This is a genomic window from Pseudocnuella soli (genome assembly GCF_004347775.1).
Classification (GTDB): domain Bacteria; phylum Bacteroidota; class Bacteroidia; order Chitinophagales; family Chitinophagaceae; genus Flavisolibacter; species Flavisolibacter aquaticus.
In genome coordinates, this window is sequence record NZ_CP037755.1 from 3,184,353 (window position 1) to 3,201,187 (window position 16,835).

Consider the following 16,835-nt stretch of genomic DNA (forward strand, 5'->3'; position numbering starts at 1 on the left):
TAATTAGTTATAAACGCCCATTTGCGCCAGGAATTTTTCTGCTTCAAAGCCACGCTCCGTGCGGGGAAACTTTTGTTTCAACTGCTTGAACAGTTCTATGGCCTCTTTATCATTCTTCAGCACACGGCTTGAAAAATAAGCAGCGGTGAACAAGTAGTCCGATGCATTTTGCTCGTCGTCGGGAAAGTGTGAAGCGGCATTTTTATACGCTTTAAATGCGTCTTCATTTTTGCCCTGCTCTGCGTAGGCATCACCAAGAAGTTTGTAAGCTCGGGCCTGTACCATTTTGCTGTCGGTGTCAAACTCGTTCAGGTGTTTGGCAGCTTCGGCAAATTTGCCTTGTTTCAGCAACAGACTGCCTGCGTAAAAGCGGGCCAGATTGCCAGCTTTGGTGCCGCCATATTGGTCGATCACTTTCAGGAAACCGGGGTTGATGCCATCGCCGTTGAGGGCAGCGCCCAGTGAGTCGGCACGGAAATATGTTTCGGCTACTGCCAGTGCATCGGCGGCCTTTTGTTCTTTAGGGCCCTGCACCAGGTATTTAAAGGCCAGGTAGCCTGCACCCAGCACAATTACGGCCAGTGCGGCGATGGTTACCACGCGGCCATTGCGGGTCCAGAAATCTTTTGCGCGTTCCACTACCGCACCTTCTTCGTCACGCACCGGCAGTGTTTGTTTTGTTTCTACCATAAAATAAAATTAGTACAGGCTGCTTTTATTAATCAACAATAAAGGGATAATTCTGATCAACGTACACGTCTTTTAACAGTTCGTCGTCCGATGGCCAAGGCGACTCTTCGGCAAAGCGAACGCTTTCGGCTACTGCCTCTTCTACGCGTTTGTTGATGGCGTCGATCTCTTCCTGGGTGGCAAAGCCCTTGTTCAGGATGGTGTCCAGCAGGATGCTGATGGGATCTTTGGCGCGGTACTCTTCCACTTCGTCCTTGGTGCGGTATTTCTGCGGGTCGGAAATGGAGTGGCCTTTGTAGCGGTATGTTTTGATCTCCAGCAAAGTAGGGCCGCCGCCTTCACGGGCACGTTTTACAGCGCGGGAAACGGCTTCGTGTACAGCTTCTGCCTTCATGCCATCCACCTGGTCGGCGGGCATATCGTAGGCATCGGCCAGTTTATAAATATCAGTTACGTTCGAAGTACGTTTTACCGACGTACCCATAGCATAGTTGTTGTTTTCGCAAATAAATACAACCGGGATATTCCACAACATGGCGAGGTTGAATGTTTCGTGGAGGATGCCCTGGCGTGCAGCACCATCGCCGAAAAAGGTAAGGCATACATTGTCGGTACCGCGGTAGGCCTCGGCAAAGGCAATACCTGCACCGGTTCCGATCTGGGCGCCCACAATACCGTGACCACCATAAAAATTCACGTCTTTTCCAAAGAAGTGCATCGAGCCGCCCTTGCCTTTCGCGCAGCCGGTGGCTTTGCCATACAGTTCGGCCATGCAGGAGTTCAGGTCCACGCCTTTAGCAATAGCCAGGCCGTGGTCGCGGTAAGCAGTAATAAAGGCGTCTTCGGGCTTGGTAGCGGTCATACAGCCGGCAGCAATGGCTTCCTGCCCTACATAGGCGTGGAAAAAGCCACGGATCTTGCCTTCCATTTTATATTTTTCTTCCGCCATCAACTCAAAATGACGGATCAGTTGCATGAGCTCGTACCAGTACAGATAGGTTTCTTTAGAAAATTGTGTAGCCACAGCTTGGAAATTTGTGGCGCAAAAATAAGGGATAGTTTGATTCAACGACCTCGGGAGGGGAAGGAGTTGGCAGTTGAGCGTTGGGAGTTGACAGTAGAGAGATTTTCGGCAGAAAATTTCCGCGCCTGTTCAGTAAAGCTTTGGAATTGACAGGACTTTTATTTTAAAAAAATTGCCTCCTACTTTTCTCAAAGCTCGCGACTCTAAACACTGAACTCCCAACTCCCAACTGTCAACTCTCCTCCTCCCCTTGCCGCTACCCCCGAATACCACATCTTTGCAGCGTTGGACCTGCAGCTCAATTCCATATCACTTTTTCAATTCAAGAACTATTTCCACCAGGAGTTCCAGTTTACCGAGCCCATCGTAGGCATTTGCGGCCGCAACGGTATGGGCAAAACCAACCTGCTGGATGCACTCCACTACCTCTGTTTTACCAAAAGCTATTTCACCCGCCAGGATGGACTGGTGGTGCAACAAGGTCACCAGGGTTTTCGGGTGGAGGGGCATTTTGCGCTGCACCAGCAGCCGGAAAAAGCGGTGTGCATCCTTCGTGAAAATGGGAAAAAAGAATTTTCGGTAAATGATGTGGCGTACAGCCGGTTTTCGAAACATATTGGCCGCTACCCTTGTGTGGTGATTGCGCCGGACGATGTGCAATTGATTATTGGCACCAGCGAGGAGCGCCGCAAATTCTTGGACACGCTTCTTTCCCAACTGGATGCCGCTTACCTGCAAAGCCTGATTGCCTACACTAAATTGCTGCAGCAGCGCAATTCATTCTTGCGGAATTACGATACCGGCTACGGCGGCCGCGACCTGTCGGTACTGGATGTGCTGGACGAGCAACTGGCTAAAGAAGGGCATTACATCCACGAAAAGCGGCAGCATTTTTTGTTGCGGTTTCTGCCGGCTGTAAAACTGCTGTACAACGAAATTGCGCAGCACTACGAGCCGATTTCCTTGCTGTATGAAAGTGAAATGGAGCAAACGTCATTAAGCCAACTGCTACATACCAACCGGCAAAAAGACCTGATGCTCCAGCGCACCACTGCCGGCGTGCACCGCGATGACCTTAGTTTTTACATGGGCGACCAACCTTTTAAAACAATCGCTTCGCAGGGACAACGCAAAAGTTTGTTGTTTGCGCTGAAGCTGGCAGAAGTGGACACGCTGCATGCCGAGAAAAAAGTAGCGCCGTTTATTTTGCTGGATGATGTGTTTGAAAAGCTGGACGAGGAGCGGATTTCAAACCTGTTGATGCGGGTATGCACAGAAAATAAAAGCCAGATTTTTATCACGGATACCAATTGTGCCCGCCTGCAAACGCAATTGGAAAAGCTGGAGCAGCCGTTCCAGATTATTGCACTTTAAAAATTTCAATGTTTTGCTGGGTGTTTGCTCTTCATGCTGAGCGTAGCGAAGCATCTGAGTGTCGGTCTGAAGTATTAGTGAAAACTAGGCTACTCTCGATATTCTAAAATTTGCACTGATGCAGGCTTAGATCCTTCGCTGCGCTCAGGATGACAGGGCAAAAGCGTGGCTGGCGGGCAAAACGTACTGTAAACAAAGGGAGTTATTTTGGCTATGTGGTCGGACAAGTACTACAATCAGAGTCTGTCATGCCGAACTTGTTTCGGCATTTCCTTCATCTCGCGGAGTTTATCAAAGCACAAGGGGATGCCGAAACAAGTTCGGCATGACAGCTAATATGGAGCAATGGCTTACTACTCGTGGTTGAGAAAAGCACAATAGAAATACAGAACGTACAAGTGTGCGACGCAACAAAAGCCGAGAAGTAATTGCAAAGCTGGCTTAATAAAACAGCCACCGATGTGAAGGTGGCTGTGAACTAAGAAGGGCCGTTCGGCCGAATTTATAATCAAAAACAACTCGACTTAGCTCCTGATCGCCACTACAGGGTTGAGTTTAGCAGCCTGCGAAGCGGGGATAATACCGGCCAAAATACCCACCACAATGCAGATACCAATGGCCAGCAGCATGTTGGCGGTGGAAATAAAAATTGGAAAATCAAGTACGGCGCTGACGATTTTGGTGAGGACAAATACCAGCAACAACCCGATCATCCCGCCAATAATGCACAGGAACGCCGACTCCATCAAAAACTCGGTAAGGATGGTGCGGCTTTTGGCGCCGATGGCTTTCTTCAAACCAATTTGCGCGGTGCGTTCCTTTACGGTTACAAACATAATATTGGCCACGCCAAACATGCCCACGATCAGCGAAAGCGCTGCAATGGACCATCCGCCCAGGTTGATGCTGGAGAATATTTGCCCGGCCGCTTCGCTAAACTCGTTGATGTCGTTGAGGGTAAAATTATCTTCCTGCACCGGGCTCAGTTTGCGGATGCTGCGCATGGCGCCGGTGAGGTCGTCTTTAAGCAGCGCGGTGGGCACTTTTTCTTTTCCCTGCACCAGCACCAGCGGGTCGGCATACAGCTCGTTCATGATGGAGCGGGCATATTTATAATTGAGCAGCACGCTATTATCCAGCTGCCAGCCGCCCAGCATTTGCGCACCTTGCTTTTTTATAACGCCGGCCACTGGCAGCTTGCGACCTTTAATGGAAACAATTTTACCAACGGCCCGACCCGGATCGCCAAACAGTTTTTCGGCCACTTCATAACCAATAACGGCGGCGCTGCTGCCCTGCTCGTACTCGGCTTCGGTAAGGGCCCGGCCCCACTGCACCTCAAACGGTTGTATGGATTGAAATTCTTCTGAAACGCCGTAGATGACCACGCCGCTGAGCACATTGCTGCCCGCCTCCACCTGGCCCGAAATGTTCATTTTAAAAGCGGCGTATTGCGCCGATGGCGTCCGCTCTTTGATCAGCTCCAACTCGGAATAGCGCGGCGAAGGGCGGTTCACGAATTTCCACCAGGGATAATCGGAGCCTGCCGATGCGCCATAATCCCATTTATCTATATAAATGGTGTTGGTGCCTAAAGATTTGATTTCGTTTTGGATATTGTACTCCAGGCTGTTGACCGTAGCCAGCACGCCAATGATGCAAAAAATACCAATGGTAACGCCAAAAAGGGAAAGAAAAGCCCGGAGCTTGTTTTTCCACAGCTCCAGCACCGCCATTTTGAATGACGTGACGAGGATTTCGAGGTTTTGGCGCATGCTACAAAAATAACCGGTTCGGGGTGTTGTAGCACATGCCCGTTTAATTATTATGGCACGGAAAAAGACCGAACACGAAAAAGGCAAACCCAAAATGAGTTTGCCTTTCGTTACAGGAGCAAAATCCACCACAATTATTCCAGCTCACTTCCAATGTTCACAGTCCGGGTTCCCACATCCTTTCTGCACTTTTGCGTTGTAACTGTTCTTGATCGTTTGGTGTTTTCCAAGCTTTTATCAAATCCTTTTCTGCCGGAACGCATGCATTTTTTGCCCACTGCCTTGATGCCTAAGCAGTGCCCTCCTCGTGTAATGGTTGGGACGCATCCTGCTGGTTGTACCCATTTCGCGAAGCGTGTTGCCTTGCTCCTTTATACGGTTCTCTTCTTTGCTCGTAGTTCATTCCTTCAAAGCCGTTTTGCGGCATTTGCCTGTGTCGTTCGCCCTTTCTGCCTTCGCCCGGGTTACCCCCTCGCTGCTCGTTATCTCTATCGAAATTCATCTCCGTCATCATTGGTACACTCACATTGTTCCGAAAACTATGCCTGTATGATTAAAACGTAACCTTTATTTTTTCTGTGCAAAATCTCCCCAAATTGTCCGAATGGCCACCCCGTTTTTTCCCTGCAAAATGTTAACGTGCCAAATTTATGGTGATGAAAAAACAGGTTGCAAAATGTTGGGCAAAGGGTGCAAAACCGATTCAGGCCAAACGTGCAAGCGCGATAGTGAACTCATCGCATGGAACGCTTTACTTAATTATAACGGAATAAACCACAGCCGAACCCGGCCATAGCTTACCTTTGCATCCGCAAAAAAGAGGGCGCTTTGGGCGCTATTCATTTTTACACACAACGCATGAAATACCAGCAGGAAATAGAACGTCGCCGAACCTTTGCCATCATCTCCCACCCCGATGCGGGTAAAACCACATTGACCGAAAAGTTTTTGTTGTTTGGTGGTGCCATCCAGGTGGCCGGTGCGGTAAAAAGCAATAAAATAAAAAAAGCAGCCACTTCCGACTTTATGGAAATTGAACGCCAGCGGGGCATTTCGGTGGCTACATCGGTAATGAGCTTTGAATACGACGGCACCTTGGTAAACCTGCTGGATACACCCGGCCACAAAGATTTTGCGGAAGATACCTACCGCACCCTCACCGCTGTAGACTCGGTAATATTGGTGGTAGACAGCGTGAACGGCGTGGAAGAACAAACCCGCCGCCTGATGCAGGTGTGCAGGATGCGCAAAACTCCGGTGATTGTGTTCATCAATAAACTGGACCGCGACGGTAAAAACCGGTTTGACCTGTTGGAAGAAATTGAAAAAGAACTGTCCATTTCACTGCACCCCATGACCTGGCCCATCAATCAGGGAAAGGATTTCAAGGGTGTGTACGACCTGCACAACCGCAGCCTGCGCCTGTTTACGGGCGGCACCAAAGCCGCAGATGATGACACCGTTTCTATTTCCGACCTGGGCCTGCCTGTGCTGGATGAAAAAATTGGCGACCGCGATGCCGAGTTGCTTCGTGAAGACGTGGAACTGATCGACGGCGTGTACGGGGAACTGGATGCTGCCCGCTACCTGGCCGGCGATGTGGCACCGGTGTTTTTTGGATCGGCCATCAACAACTTTGGTGTTAAGGAAATGCTCGATACGTTTATCCGAATTGCGCCAAAACCCCGCAGCCGCGAAACCAACAAACGCACCGTGGCTGTAGGCGAAGACAAATTTTCGGGCTTTATTTTTAAAATCCACGCCAACCTCGATCCAAAGCACCGCGACCGCATCGCATTTTTGCGAGTGTGCTCGGGCAAGTTTGAGCGCAACAAATATTTTCACCATGTGCGGCTTGATAAAGATGTGCGGTTTTCGAACCCATACTCTTTTTTGGCCCGCGAAAAAAGCGTGGTGGACGATGCTTTTCCCGGCGACGTGGTGGGCCTGTTCGACACCGGCAACTTTAAAATTGGCGACACCCTGACCGAAGGCGAAGACTTGTTTTTTACCGGCATCCCAACTTTTTCACCCGAAATTTTTAAAGAGGTGATCAACAAGGACCCGATGAAAACAAAACAACTGGAAAAAGGCCTGCTGCAGCTCACCGACGAAGGCGTGGCGCAGTTGTTTACCCAATATGGTGGCAATAAAAAAATCATTGGTTGTGTGGGTGAGCTGCAGTTTGAAGTGATCCAGTACCGCCTGCTGCATGAATATGGCGCGTCGGTGCAGTTCAATTCGCTTCCTTTTTATAAGGCCACCTGGATCACCAGTGCCGACCCGAAAAAGCTGGAAGATTTTACCCGCTTTAAGCCGGCAAATATTGCCGAGGACAAAGACGGACAATTGGTGTACCTGGCACAAAGCGAATGGTTCCTGAACACCGAACGCACCAACAACCCGGATATCGAGTTTCATTTTACCAGCGAAGTGCATAAGTAAATCCTTTGTTCGCTTGCTGATGTTTGACTGAAAAAACGTTCAGTGTGATAAAATGTTTTTAGACTAAAGAAAAGGAAACGGGATATTGGAAACAATCACCAACAATAAGAACAGCGCAGGTTTTCATTCCGCATCGGTTGGAACTGGTTGCATCCTTGCAATTGAATCCTCCTGCGATGAAACTTCGGCTTCGGTTTGCAAGGACGGCGTCATTCTTTCCAACTTTATTGCCAACCAAAAAGTGCATGAGCAATACGGCGGCGTAGTGCCCGAACTGGCCAGCAGGGCGCACATGCAAAACATTGTGCCGGTGGTGGATGTGGCAGTAAAACAAGCTGGTATTGCACTGGCCGATTTGGATGCAATTAGTTACACCCATGCGCCGGGATTGATCGGCTCTCTGTTGGTGGGCAGCCAGTTTGCCCGTTCGCTGGCGCTGGCGCTGAACAAGCCGTTGATTGCCGTGCACCACATGCAGGCGCATGTGCTGGCCAACCTGATCGGCGAACGCAAACCGCAGTTTCCCTTTTTGTGCCTTACTGTTAGCGGCGGGCATACGCAAATTGTGTTAGCGCACAGCCCGCTGCACCTGGAGATCATCGGCGAGACGCTGGACGATGCTGCCGGTGAGGCTTTTGATAAATCAGCTAAAATGCTGGGGCTGCCTTATCCCGGCGGGCCGCTCATTGATAAATATGCAAAAGAAGGCAACCCCAAAGCGTTTCATTTTGCGGAGCCGCAGATCGAAGGACTGAACTTTAGCTTCAGCGGATTGAAAACTTCGGTGTTGTATTTTTTGCAAAAAGCCACCCGTGAAAATCCGGATTTTGTACAGGCCAATCTTGCTGATATCTGTGCCTCCATACAACAACGCATTGTGCACATTTTGCTGGCTAAACTGAAAAAGGCAGCACTTCAAACCGGCATTACGCGGCTGTCTATTGCAGGTGGCGTTTCGGCCAACAGCGGCCTGCGGCAGGCATTTACCGAAATGGGCCAGCAGCAAGGCTGGGAAACATTTATCCCCGAGTTTCAGTATTGCACCGACAACGCCGCCATGATTGCCATTACCGGTTACTATAAGTTTTTGGCAGGCGATTTTACCCCACTTTCTGAAAGTGCCAGTGCCCGCAGTACCTGGCATTAGTCGTTTGTAGTTTTATGTTATTGGTTAAAAAGCCTTTGCGTCAGGTCGAAGACCGTTTCGATTACTGACTTCAAACTACAGACTTAAAACTCCCGACTCCTCATGGCCAATTCCTATTTCCGGCTTAAGCAGTTTACCATCAAACAGGATCGGTGTGCCATGAAAGTAACCACCGATGGTTGTTTGTTTGGGGCCTGGGTGGCGAGTCATTCAAAAGACATTGCTGCAACGAACGGTTTAGACATTGGCGCCGGCACCGGTTTACTATCGCTAATGGTGGCGCAACAAACGGGCTTGTATTTAGACGCAGTGGAAATTGATGCAGATGCAGCTGCGCAAACTGCGCAAAACTTTGCTGAGTCACCGTGGGCCAACCGCCTGCAAGTGCACCAAACCGACATCCAGCGTTTTATCCCCAACAAGCAATATGATGTCATTTGCTCCAACCCGCCTTTTTATGAAAATGAATTGGCCTCGCCGAAAAGGGGCCGCAGCATAGCCCACCACGGCAGCGGTTTGCGTTTGGTGGAATTGTTGGCACAGGTTAACCGCTTGTTGGCGGACGATGGCACGGCATATTTACTTTTTCCGGCAAAACGGGCTGCGGACTTGGAAGCAGCATTGGCAGCGGCCGGATTAATTGTGCAACAAAAAATAGTGGTCCATCCTTCGGAAACGCATCCGCCATTTCGGTTAATGCTGGCGGTTAAAAAAAATAGTGTTGAACAAATAGGGGAGCAAACCGTTTATATTAAAGACAAGGGCGGGTACTACACCCCTGCGGCCACATCGCTGCTTCAGGATTATTACCTGTTTTTGTAGTACTTTCCGGAAAAGCGAAATGGCATTGAAGGGTTAAATTGCAACAAGTGCTTTTACTTTTTTATGCTTTGCCGTAGCGAGTTGCTGCCAACCGAAACGATTACCCCATTGTATTAATTATATCGGTGTAGGTGATGAGCAATAACTTCGCCCTCGAAATACAGAAATTTCATACCACCAATATTCATGACCGGTAGATTTTTATTCCTCGCAGAAGATGATACAGACGACCAGGAGTTTTTGATTGAGGCATTGCGTCAGATCGACCCGGACGTAAAGGTGCATGTAGAAAGCGCCGGTGATAAGGCACTCGAATTCCTGCTCAATGTACCACAGGACGAAGCGCCGCAACTGATTTTACTCGATTATAACCTGCCCCGCATCAATGGGCAGCAAATACTTACCCAACTGGCACAACGCGGCCGGCTGCAACAAACCACTAAACTCGTTTGGAGCACTTCCAGTTCACCACTTTATGAACGGGCCTGCATTGAGGCCGGCGCCAAGGAGTACCTGGTAAAACCGGTGGACATTACAGGCATCAGCCGCATTGCGCAGGTAGTGCTCGACCACTTCGGTTAATGTGGAGAAAGGATGCGGCGCAGGCGGCCAACCGAAACGTGCAAACCGTTAACTTCGCCCCTCGATGAATATCCTTATCAGGCAGGTAAAGGTCATTGACCCCCAAACTCCATTGCATAACCAAATTGCCGACATACTCATTGTGTCGGGTAAAATTGAAGCCATTGGCAATCCGCTTTCCGTTGATGCAAATACGGAAGTGATCGATACGCCGGGGCTTTGTGTATCGCCAGGCTGGGTAGATCCGTTTGCTTATTTTGGCGACCCCGGTTTTGAATTTAAAGAAACACTGGAAACTGGCACTGCCGCTGCCGCCGCCGGTGGCTACACCGAAGTATTTTCATTGCCCAACACCGCCCCTATTGTGCACAACAAACTGGCGGTAGACTACGTGGTGCAAAAAAGCAAATACCTGCCGGTGCAGGTACACCCCATTGGTGCCGTTACAAAAGGTGCCGAGGGCAAAGAGCTTTCCGAAATGTACGATATGCGGGTTAGCGGCGCCGTTGCGTTTGGCGACGGTACAGCGCCGGTACAATCATCGGGCATCATGCTCAAGGCGCTGCAATACCTGAAAGCTGTTGATGCGGTGCTGATCCAGGTGCCCGACGACAAGTCGATTTCCGCACATGGCCTGATGAATGAAAGCGTGGTTTCTACGCAGTTGGGACTGCCGGGCAAACCAGCCATTGCAGAAGAGCTGATGATCCAGCGCGACCTGGAACTGCTGCGCTACACCGGTTCCCGCATTCATTTTACGGGCATTTCCACAGCAAAAAGCGTGGAACTGATCCGCGTTGCGAAAGCCGAAGGGTTGGCAGTTACCTGCTCAGTTACGCCATACCACCTGTTTTTTACCGAAGAAGATTTGCAGGAATACGATACCAATTTAAAAGTGTCGCCGCCCCTGCGCAGCGCCGCCGACCGCGACGCACTGCGCCAGGCAGTAGCCGACGGCACCATCGATTGCATTGCATCGCACCACCAACCCCATGAGTGGGACAGCAAAGTGGTGGAGTTTGAATATGCCCGCAATGGCATGACCGGGCTGGAAACCACGTTTGCAGCGGTACGCACTGCGTTGCAAACAATACCTTTAGAAACGCTGGTGGCTGCGTTTTCAACAAATGTTCGCAAAGTGTTCGGCCTGGAGGCAGCAACCGTTACGGAAGGAAATATGGCCAACCTCACCTTTTTTCTACCTGATGAAACCTGGACGGTAGCGCCGGATCAGCTGAAAAGCAAAAGCCGCAACACCGCGTTTGGCGGCATGCAGCTTACCGGCAAACCCGTAGGCATCATCAGCCGGGGCCAAATGATTTTTAATCAAGCATAAACGAATTATGGAACAACAAAAACCGATCAGCCATATTGCGGCGGGCCTTATTATCGCCGGTATCCTGATTGTAATTTCTGCTGCTACCAGTATTTTGGGCTTATCCACCAACCGCGGTGTGGGTCTATTGCAGCCGCTGGTGATCCTGGTGGCCCTGATCTTTTTAATTCGCCTATACGGGAAAGCCCACGACTATAACCTGACGTTTGGCAACCTGTTCGCTTATGGGTTTAAAGCCACCACGGTTTTTACCCTTTTGTCTGTTGCTTTTACCATCATATTCCTGCTGCTGTTCCCCGACTTGAAGGAAAAATCTTTTGAAGTTGCCCGCCAGCAGCTCGAAGACAATCCCAACATCAGCGACGACCAGATTGACCAGATGCTGGAAGTTTCCCGTAAATATTTTTGGGTGGGCATTGTTGGCGGCTCTGTGTTTTTTACGGTGGTGCAAGGTGCCATCGGCTCCCTCATCGGCGCTGCCGTAACCAAGAAAAGACCCCGTAGTCCTTTTGAACAAACCCAACAATTATAATGGACCTTTCGATTGTTGTTCCCCTGTTTAATGAAGAAGAATCGCTGCCGGAGCTTTGTGCCTGGATCGACCGCGTATGCGAGGCCAACAGGTACAGCTACGAGGTTATTTTGGTGGACGATGGCAGCACCGACAGCTCATGGGATGTGGTGCAAAAAATAAGGGAAACCAATCAGCAGGTAAAGGGCATCAAGTTTCAACGCAATTATGGAAAATCTGCCGCGCTGAACGAAGGTTTTAAAGCAGCCCAGGGCGATGTGGTGATTACCATGGACGCCGACCTGCAGGACAGCCCGGACGAAATTCCGGAGTTGCGCCGCATGATCGTTGTGGATGGTTTTGACCTGGTGAGTGGCTGGAAGAAAAAGCGTTTCGACAATACGCTGACCAAAAATATTCCCTCTAAATTTTTCAATGCGGTTACCCGCAAGGTTTCCAATATTTACCTGCATGATTTTAATTGCGGCCTGAAAGCCTACCGCAAAAAAGTAGTGAAAAGTATTGAGGTGTACGGCGAAATGCACCGCTACATACCGGTACTGGCCAAGTGGGCCGGCTTCCGCCGCATTGGGGAGAAAGTGGTGGAGCACCGGGCCCGCAAATATGGAGTTACCAAGTTTGGCTGGGAACGTTTCGTGAACGGCTTTCTGGACCTCATGTCCATCACTTTTGTGGGCAAATTTTCCAAACGGCCCATGCACTTTTTCGGGTTGTGGGGCTCCTTGTTTTTCCTGGCGGGCCTGATCATGGCGCTGTACCTCATTGTTGCGAAATTGCTGCACGAAGAAGTTTGGGTAACCAACCGGCCGGCGTTTTACCTGGCACTGGTGTCCATTATTTTAGGTGTTCAATTGTTCCTGGCGGGTTTTATTTCCGAATTGGTGGCCCGCAATGCACCCGGCCGCAATGCTTATCTGATTGAAGAAAAAACAGGGCTGTGAGCAAACGGATCATTATCCTCGGTCCGGCGCATCCCTTGCGCGGCGGCATTGCAGCCTTTAACGAACGGCTGGCCAAAGCGTTTACCGAAGCGGGCCACCACTGCACCATTGTTTCCTTTACATTTCAATACCCGGGCTTTCTATTTCCCGGCAAAACGCAGTACAGCACTGGGCCGGCGCCTGAAGGCGTTGAAATAAAATCGCTGGTACATTCCTTAAACCCGCTCAACTGGCTGGCTACAGCCCGCTGGATTCGGCAACAAAAGCCCGACCTGATACTAGTGCGCTTTTGGCTGCCGCTGATGGCGCCGGCACTGGGCTCTATTTTACGCTTGGCAAAAAAAGGCAGGAACCTGCCGGTCGTTTGCCTTGCCGATAATGTGGTGCCCCACGAAGCCCGATCCGGCGATGCCCAGTTTACCCGCTATTTTATGAAAGCTTGCGATGCCTTTGTGGTGATGAGCCAAAAAGTGCGGCAGGACCTAGCCCGTTTTGTGCACAACAAGCCGGTGCAACTGGTGCACCACCCGCTGTACGATCATTTCGGCACACCTGTGTCGAAAGCCGAAGCGAGAAAATTTTTAGGGCTGGGCGCCGACGAAAAGATCATCCTTTTTTTTGGCTTTATCCGCAAATACAAAGGCCTCGATCTGCTGCTGCAGGCAATGGCCCAACCGGAGATAAAATCGGCGAATATAAAGTTGTTGGTGGCAGGCGAATTTTACGAACCCGAAGGCCTGTACCGCCAAATTATCGAGGAAAATGGCCTGACCGAAACTGTGGTGCTGCGCAACGATTTTATTCCCGATGAAGAGGTGAAATATTTTTATGTGCCGCCGATTGCGTAGTGCAACCCTACCGATCTGCAACGCAGAGTGGCGTTACACCCCTCGCCTATCATTTTGAAACGCCGATGATTGTGACCAACGTAGGCGGCCTCCCCGACCTGGTACCGCATGGGCAGGTGGGTCTTGTTTGTGAGCCGCAACCCGGCTCGATTGCACAGGCTATTGTGCAGTTTTATGCCATGGGTCCGCAAGTATTCAAACCATTTATTCAGGAGGAAAAAAAGAAATACAGCTGGGCACGCATGGTGGATACGATCTTGGACCTTGCAGGCAAATAGTCACTGAAGCAATCATTGTTCTTTGATGCTCGCTTCGTCCTCTCTGTTTATTGCTTTGTTTTTGTAAGTACAATAAACGCGGTATGTTAAACGCTTTAATCCGGTAGCGCATGCAGGCAATCTTAGGATAACCTTTGAAGTTTTTGTCTCAATTTAGCTGTGCTTAAAATCTAGTCTCTTGAAAAAAATCCTGTTTCTTTTTGTTGTGGCAGTATGGGCATCGGGTGCCAGTGCACAGGCACCGTCGGCCGATGCATTGAAAGCCTTGCAAGCGAAAGAAGACACCCTTAAGAACCTCGCTAAAAGCCTTATTGTAGATTCACTGATTGCCGGCCGCATGCGCAACGATTCGCTTTTTGTGCGAACGCTGATCCGCAGCCTGCAAATTAGAAACTCTTTTTACTATCCCTTCGATTCGGTTCGGGGCATTGGCAATGTGTATGCACCGGACAGCACCTTTCGCATTTTTAGCTGGACGCTTTCATTAGATGATTTTTATTCCCGGCAGCGTGGCGCCATTCAGTTCCGCACCGCCGACGGTTCTTTGAAGTTGGTGCCGCTCCACGACTTTTCCGAATTTACCGACCGGCCGCTCGACTCGGTTCGCACCAACGCCACCTGGATTGGCGCGGTGTATTACAACATCGTCAAAACCGAACACAACGGCAAACCGTTTTATACCTTGTTTGGCTTCGACGACAACTCGGTTCGCAGCAATAAAAAATGGATTGAAGTTTTGCATTTCAATAGCCAGGGGCAGCCAGTTTTTGGCGGGCCATTTTTTACGTTTCAAGCCGATAGCCTGAAACGCAAGCCGCAGCACCGCTTTAGCATTGAGTATAAAAAAGAAGCTAGTGCGCTGGTAAATTATGACTCCGATCTTAAAGTAATTTTAGTTGACCACTTAGTTTCAGAAACGGAAGAAGATGATAAGCCTTACACTTTTATTCCTGATGGAGATTATGAGGGTTTTAAATGGGATAAGGGCAAATGGGTATACATCAATAAAGTGTTTGACCAAAAGCTGGAAGATGGACAGGCGCCGGTGCCGGATCCTTTGTTGGATGATCTGGGAAACCGGAATGAGCAAAAGTTAAAGACCAGTACAGAAAAGAACAAGGCGAAGAAGAAGGGCAACTAAATCAGATTTTCTTTTATAAAAAAGCCTCGGACTATAGATTTCTATAATCCGAGGCTTTTTTATATTATCTAGTATTCTAATCGTCCAATTTCAACACCGCCAGGAAGGCTTCCTGCGGAACTTCTACGTTACCAATCTGGCGCATGCGCTTCTTACCTTCTTTTTGTTTTTCCAACAATTTGCGTTTGCGGCTAATGTCACCGCCATAACATTTGGCAGTAACGTCTTTACGCATCGCGGAAATGTTTTCCCGCGCCACGATCTTGGCGCCGATGGCTGCTTGGATCGCGATTTGGAATTGCTGACGTGGTAGCAGTTCTTTTAATTTTTCGCAAAGCTTGCGGCCAAATTCGTGGGCCCTGCTGCGGTGAATCAGTGCACTCAGTGCATCTACTTTATCGTTGTTCAGCAGGATGTCCATTTTTACGATATCCGCCTCGCGGTAGCCGATCGGGTTATAATCGAAAGAAGCGTAGCCTCGGGTTTGGCTTTTGAGCTTATCGTAAAAGTCAAATACAATCTCCGTTAGCGGCATCTCAAAGATCAGCTCCACACGGGTAGTTGTCAGATAACTTTGATTCAGCAAAATACCGCGTTTGCCCAAACACAGCGTCATGATATTGCCGATGTAATCGGGTTTAGTAATGATCTGTGCTTTGATAAAAGGCTCCTCGATCCGGTCGGTTTTTACCGGGTCAGGCATTTCAGCCGGATTGTTCACAATAATCTTTTCGCCCTTAGTGGTGTAGGCAATAAAACTTACGTTCGGAACGGTGGTAATTACCGTCTGGTTAAATTCCCGCTCCAGCCGCTCCTGGATGATTTCCATATGGAGCAGCCCGAGAAAACCGCATCGGAAACCGAAACCAAGTGCCTGCGAAGTTTCCAGTTCAAAGGTCAGCGAGGCATCGTTCAACTGCAGCTTTTCCATGCAGTCACGCAGTTCTTCAAACTCGTCGGTATTCACGGGGAAAATGCCTGCAAATACCATTGGTTTCACTTCCTGAAAACCTTTAATCGGCTCCTGTGTGGGCGTTATTGCATTGGTGAGGGTATCACCAACTTTCACTTCCTTGGCATTCTTGATCCCGGTGATCAGGTAGCCTACGTCACCAGCACGTACCTCTTTTTTAGGCTCCAAGCCAAGCTTCAAGATGCCAATTTCATCAGCCTCATATTCCTGGTCGGTTGAAACAAATTTAATCTTATCGCCCTTGCGGATGGTGCCGTTGTTTACCCGGAAATACACGATGATGCCGCGGAAAGAGTTGAAAACCGAGTCGAAAATGAGGGCCTGAAGTGGCGCTTCGGGGTCGCCTTTTGGCGCTGGAATGCGTTCAACAATTGCTTCCAAAATGCCTTCAATACCAATGCCGGTGCGACCCGACGCCAGCAAAATATCCTCTGGCTTACAGCCGATCAGTTCGATGATCTGGTCTTTTACCTCTTCGATCATAGCGCCATCCATATCGATCTTATTGATCACCGGGATGATCTCGAGGTCGTTTTCGATGGCGAGGTAAAGATTGGAAATGGTCTGTGCCTGGATGCCTTGGGTAGCATCCACCAGCAGCAATGCGCCTTCGCAAGCCGCCAGTGCCCGGCTCACCTCGTAGCTAAAATCCACGTGGCCCGGCGTGTCGATGAGGTTCAGCGTATATTTTTCGCCTTTATGCAGGTGGTTGATCTGGATGGCGTGGCTTTTAATGGTAATCCCTTTTTCACGCTCCAGATCCATGTCGTCGAGCACCTGGTCCATCATCTGCCGTTCAGAAATAGTATTGGTGGTTTGCAGCAGCCGGTCGGCCAGTGTGCTTTTTCCGTGATCGATGTGTGCAATGATGCAAAAGTTCCGGATATGCTTCATGTAGGCTTTGCTAGAGTTTAAGACGGGCAAAGG

Annotated in this window: 16 protein-coding genes; 11 read left to right on the forward strand and 5 right to left on the reverse strand. The window is 49.6% G+C overall.

The features are described from left to right. Window positions 1-3: 3 nt before the first annotated feature. Together EPD17_RS12975 and pdhA are read right to left on the reverse strand one after the other, a co-directional pair. On the reverse strand, window positions 4-690 hold the full coding sequence (locus EPD17_RS12975) for a tetratricopeptide repeat protein (RefSeq protein ID WP_132054821.1): 687 nt from the start codon (window positions 688-690) through the stop codon (window positions 4-6). A 28-nt stretch (window positions 691-718) separates the two neighbouring features. Further along, entirely contained in the window at window positions 719-1,714 is a 996-nt protein-coding gene (gene pdhA, locus EPD17_RS12980; protein WP_132054823.1) for a pyruvate dehydrogenase (acetyl-transferring) E1 component subunit alpha, read from the reverse strand. A gap of 285 nt (window positions 1,715-1,999) precedes the next feature. Here pdhA and recF point away from each other — a divergent pair, with 285 nt between their 5' ends. Continuing rightward, entirely contained in the window at window positions 2,000-3,088 is a 1,089-nt protein-coding gene (gene recF, locus EPD17_RS12985; protein WP_240040613.1) for a DNA replication/repair protein RecF, read from the forward strand. A gap of 524 nt (window positions 3,089-3,612) precedes the next feature. Here the strand turns inward: recF and EPD17_RS12990 are convergent. Further along, complete coding sequence (locus EPD17_RS12990; protein WP_165929608.1) at window positions 3,613-4,863, reverse strand: ABC transporter permease; 1,251 nt, start codon at window positions 4,861-4,863, stop codon at window positions 3,613-3,615. A 289-nt stretch (window positions 4,864-5,152) separates the two neighbouring features. Further along, window positions 5,153-5,365 carry a hypothetical protein gene (locus tag EPD17_RS12995; RefSeq protein WP_132054825.1) on the reverse strand — a complete coding sequence of 71 codons (213 nt, stop codon included), beginning with the start codon at window positions 5,363-5,365 and terminating at the stop codon, window positions 5,153-5,155. Window positions 5,366-5,721: 356 nt separating this feature from the next. Here EPD17_RS12995 and EPD17_RS13000 point away from each other — a divergent pair, with 356 nt between their 5' ends. The 10 genes from EPD17_RS13000 to EPD17_RS13040 all read left to right on the forward strand — a co-directional run bounded on the left by EPD17_RS13000 (window position 5,722) and on the right by EPD17_RS13040 (window position 14,935). Then, window positions 5,722-7,308 (forward strand): peptide chain release factor 3, encoded by a 1,587-nt coding sequence (locus tag EPD17_RS13000; RefSeq protein ID WP_132054827.1) that lies wholly within the window; start codon window positions 5,722-5,724, stop codon window positions 7,306-7,308. 94 nt (window positions 7,309-7,402) lie between these two features. Then, window positions 7,403-8,455 (forward strand): tRNA (adenosine(37)-N6)-threonylcarbamoyltransferase complex transferase subunit TsaD, encoded by a 1,053-nt coding sequence (gene tsaD / locus EPD17_RS13005; RefSeq protein WP_394346406.1) that lies wholly within the window; start codon window positions 7,403-7,405, stop codon window positions 8,453-8,455. Between the two features lie 102 nt (window positions 8,456-8,557). Beyond that, window positions 8,558-9,277, forward strand: coding sequence for a tRNA1(Val) (adenine(37)-N6)-methyltransferase (locus EPD17_RS13010; protein ID WP_132054829.1), 720 nt, complete (start codon window positions 8,558-8,560; stop codon window positions 9,275-9,277). Between the two features lie 186 nt (window positions 9,278-9,463). Further along, window positions 9,464-9,859: a response regulator gene (locus tag EPD17_RS13015; protein ID WP_132054831.1), complete on the forward strand. Its 396-nt coding sequence runs from the start codon at window positions 9,464-9,466 to the stop codon at window positions 9,857-9,859. A gap of 64 nt (window positions 9,860-9,923) precedes the next feature. After that, window positions 9,924-11,195, forward strand: coding sequence for a dihydroorotase (locus tag EPD17_RS13020; RefSeq protein WP_132054833.1), 1,272 nt, complete (start codon window positions 9,924-9,926; stop codon window positions 11,193-11,195). Window positions 11,196-11,202: 7 nt separating this feature from the next. Further along, complete coding sequence (locus EPD17_RS13025) at window positions 11,203-11,727, forward strand: DUF4199 domain-containing protein (protein WP_114233899.1); 525 nt, start codon at window positions 11,203-11,205, stop codon at window positions 11,725-11,727. Next, a complete protein-coding gene (locus EPD17_RS13030; RefSeq protein ID WP_132054835.1) occupies window positions 11,727-12,668 on the forward strand; it encodes a glycosyltransferase family 2 protein in 942 nt (313 codons plus the stop codon). The genes EPD17_RS13025 and EPD17_RS13030 overlap by 1 nt, the downstream gene beginning before the upstream one ends. After that, a complete protein-coding gene (locus tag EPD17_RS13035) occupies window positions 12,665-13,516 on the forward strand; it encodes a glycosyltransferase (RefSeq protein WP_240040615.1) in 852 nt (283 codons plus the stop codon). The genes EPD17_RS13030 and EPD17_RS13035 overlap by 4 nt, the downstream gene beginning before the upstream one ends. After that, window positions 13,516-13,794: a glycosyltransferase gene (locus tag EPD17_RS20240; RefSeq protein WP_240040616.1), complete on the forward strand. Its 279-nt coding sequence runs from the start codon at window positions 13,516-13,518 to the stop codon at window positions 13,792-13,794. Before EPD17_RS13035 ends, EPD17_RS20240 begins: the two co-directional genes overlap by 1 nt. Before the next feature lie 178 nt (window positions 13,795-13,972). Next, window positions 13,973-14,935: a hypothetical protein gene (locus EPD17_RS13040; RefSeq protein WP_132054837.1), complete on the forward strand. Its 963-nt coding sequence runs from the start codon at window positions 13,973-13,975 to the stop codon at window positions 14,933-14,935. Window positions 14,936-15,011: 76 nt separating this feature from the next. On the opposite strand, the gene lepA is transcribed toward EPD17_RS13040, so the two are convergent. After that, window positions 15,012-16,802, reverse strand: a complete 1,791-nt coding sequence (gene lepA / locus EPD17_RS13045; RefSeq protein WP_132054839.1) for a translation elongation factor 4 — start codon at window positions 16,800-16,802, stop codon at window positions 15,012-15,014. Window positions 16,803-16,835: the final 33 nt, after the last annotated feature.

What these genes read in the sequence shown, in the direction of transcription:
- EPD17_RS13015 (WP_132054831.1), top strand. Translation starts at nt 9,464, where the DNA reads ATGACCGGTAGATTTTTATTCCTCGCAGAAGATGATACAGACGACCAG.
- EPD17_RS13000 (WP_132054827.1), top strand. Translation starts at nt 5,722, where the DNA reads ATGAAATACCAGCAGGAAATAGAACGTCGCCGAACCTTTGCCATCATC.
- EPD17_RS13025 (WP_114233899.1), top strand. Translation starts at nt 11,203, where the DNA reads ATGGAACAACAAAAACCGATCAGCCATATTGCGGCGGGCCTTATTATC.
- EPD17_RS13020 (WP_132054833.1), top strand. Translation starts at nt 9,924, where the DNA reads ATGAATATCCTTATCAGGCAGGTAAAGGTCATTGACCCCCAAACTCCA.
- EPD17_RS12975 (WP_132054821.1), bottom strand. Translation starts at nt 690, where the DNA reads ATGGTAGAAACAAAACAAACACTGCCGGTGCGTGACGAAGAAGGTGCG.
- EPD17_RS13030 (WP_132054835.1), top strand. Translation starts at nt 11,727, where the DNA reads ATGGACCTTTCGATTGTTGTTCCCCTGTTTAATGAAGAAGAATCGCTG.
- lepA (WP_132054839.1), bottom strand. Translation starts at nt 16,802, where the DNA reads ATGAAGCATATCCGGAACTTTTGCATCATTGCACACATCGATCACGGA.
- EPD17_RS13010 (WP_132054829.1), top strand. Translation starts at nt 8,558, where the DNA reads ATGGCCAATTCCTATTTCCGGCTTAAGCAGTTTACCATCAAACAGGAT.
- EPD17_RS12990 (WP_165929608.1), bottom strand. Translation starts at nt 4,863, where the DNA reads ATGCGCCAAAACCTCGAAATCCTCGTCACGTCATTCAAAATGGCGGTG.
- EPD17_RS12995 (WP_132054825.1), bottom strand. Translation starts at nt 5,365, where the DNA reads ATGAATTTCGATAGAGATAACGAGCAGCGAGGGGGTAACCCGGGCGAA.